Source organism: Mitsuaria sp. TWR114 (assembly GCF_007997345.1).
In genome coordinates, this window is the sequence record NZ_VOSR01000358.1 from 1 (window position 1) to 1,819 (window position 1,819).

2 protein-coding genes are annotated in these 1,819 nt (G+C 69.9%); both read right to left on the reverse strand.

Going from position 1 to position 1,819, the window contains the following annotated elements:
• On the reverse strand, nt 1–1,504 hold a 1,504-nt coding region (locus FUT87_RS13970; protein WP_147241408.1), incomplete at its 3' end, for a pitrilysin family protein.
• On the reverse strand, nt 1,468–1,819 hold a 352-nt coding region (locus FUT87_RS13975; protein WP_147241409.1), incomplete at its 5' end, for a pitrilysin family protein. The genes FUT87_RS13975 and FUT87_RS13970, both read right to left, overlap by 37 nt.

The following is a 1,819-nucleotide window of genomic DNA, read 5'->3' on the forward strand; positions in this document are numbered from 1 at the left end:
GCTGCTGCAGCGCGGCCAGGCGCTGGTTCTGCATGCGCGCGATCTCGGCCGCATCGAAGGCCGGATGCAGCGCCACGTCCGCCATCAGCGCCAGCGTCTGCGGGAAGTTGCGCTTGAGGCTGCTGGCTTCGATGCGGGCCTCGTCGCGGCCGGCGCCGCTGCTGATCGCGGCGCCCAGCGCGGCGGCTTCGTCGGCGATCTGCTGCGCGGTGCGCGTCTGCGTGCCCTGCTGCAGCATGCCGGCGGTGAAGCTCGACAGGCCCGGCCGGTCCGCCGGATTGGCGGTCTGGCCGGCGCGCACGACCAGCGTCGCGCTCACCAGCGGCAGTCCCGGGTTGGGGATGTGGATCAGCGTCAGGCCGTTGGCCAGCGTCAGGCGCCGGCCCTCGGGCAGCACCGGCGCCTTGGCCTTGCCGCCGTGGGGCGGCGTCTTGCGCCAGGCGACGTCCGGGTTCATCGACTCGCGCTCGCCCTGGGCGGCCTTCGTGGGCGCCGGCGGCGTCGGCACCTCGGCGGCGAGCTTCTGCTCGCCCGGCGTGGCCAGCACGACAACGCGGGCGTTCTTCTTCAGCTGCTGCGCCACCACGTCGCGGACCTGCGCCGGCGTGATCGCCTGGTAGCGGGCCAGGTCCTTGCCGATGTAGTTCGGGTCGCCGGCCTGCTGGTTGTAGTAGTTGATCTGGTCGGCCAGGGCCTGGACCTTCTCCAGCCGCGACAGCGTGCCGGTCTCGATCGCGGCGCGGGCGCGGGCCATCTCCTCGGGCGTGGGCGGATTGGTGGCCAGCTCGGCGACGGCGTCGTCGACGATCTTCTGGATCTCGTCCAGCGACTTGCCGGGCCGCGCCACCACCTCGATCGAGAACACCGAGCCCAGCGACAGCGAGTACTGCTGCACCTGCACCGACTGCGCCAGCTGCTTGTCGTAGACCAGCGTCTTGTAGAGGCGGCTGGACTTGCCGCCGCCCAGCACGTGCGAGGCGATGTCCAGTTCCGCGTCGCCGGGCTGGAACACGGCGGGCGTGTGCCAGGCCACGTCCAGGCGCGAGAGTTCGATGCGGTCGGTCACCTCGATGCGCTTTTCCTCGGTCAGCCGGGGCTGCGTCACGTGGACCGGCGGCACCGGATCACCGGCCTTGAGCGGGCCGAAGTACTTCTGCACCAGCCGCTTGGCCTGCGCCGGGTCGAAGTCGCCGGCCAGCACCAGCGTGGCGTTGTTGGGCCGGTAGTAGCTGCGGGCGAAGGCCTTCACGTCCTCCAGCTTGATCGACTGGATGTCCGCATGCGAGCCGATCACGGTGGCGCGGTACGGATGGCCCTCGGGGAACAGCGCCTGGTACAGCGCTTCCTCGACGATGCCGTAGGGGCGGTTCTCGACCGACTGGCGGCGCTCGTTGCGGACCACGTCCTGCTGGTTGGCCAGTGACACCGAATCGACCTCGTCGATCATGTAGCCCAGCATGTCCGACTTCAGCCACAGGCCGAGTTCGAGCTGGTTGGACGGCAACGTGAAGAAGTAGTTCGTGCGGTCGAAGTCGGTCGTGCCGTTGGAATCGGTGCCGCCGGCGCGTCGATGATCTTGTCAGCCTGGCCGCGCGGGATGTGCCGGGTGCCGGCGAACATCAGGTGCTCGAACAGGTGGGCGAAGCCGGTCTGGCCCTTGGCCTCGTTGCGGGGGCCCGCATGCACCCACAGGTTGAAGGCCACCAGCGGCAGGCGGTGGTCCTCGACCAGGATCACCTCGAAGCCGTTGGGCAGCTTGACCTTCTCCAGCTTCACGTTGAGCGTGCCGCCGACGGTGGAGACGGCGCTGGTGCCGGCG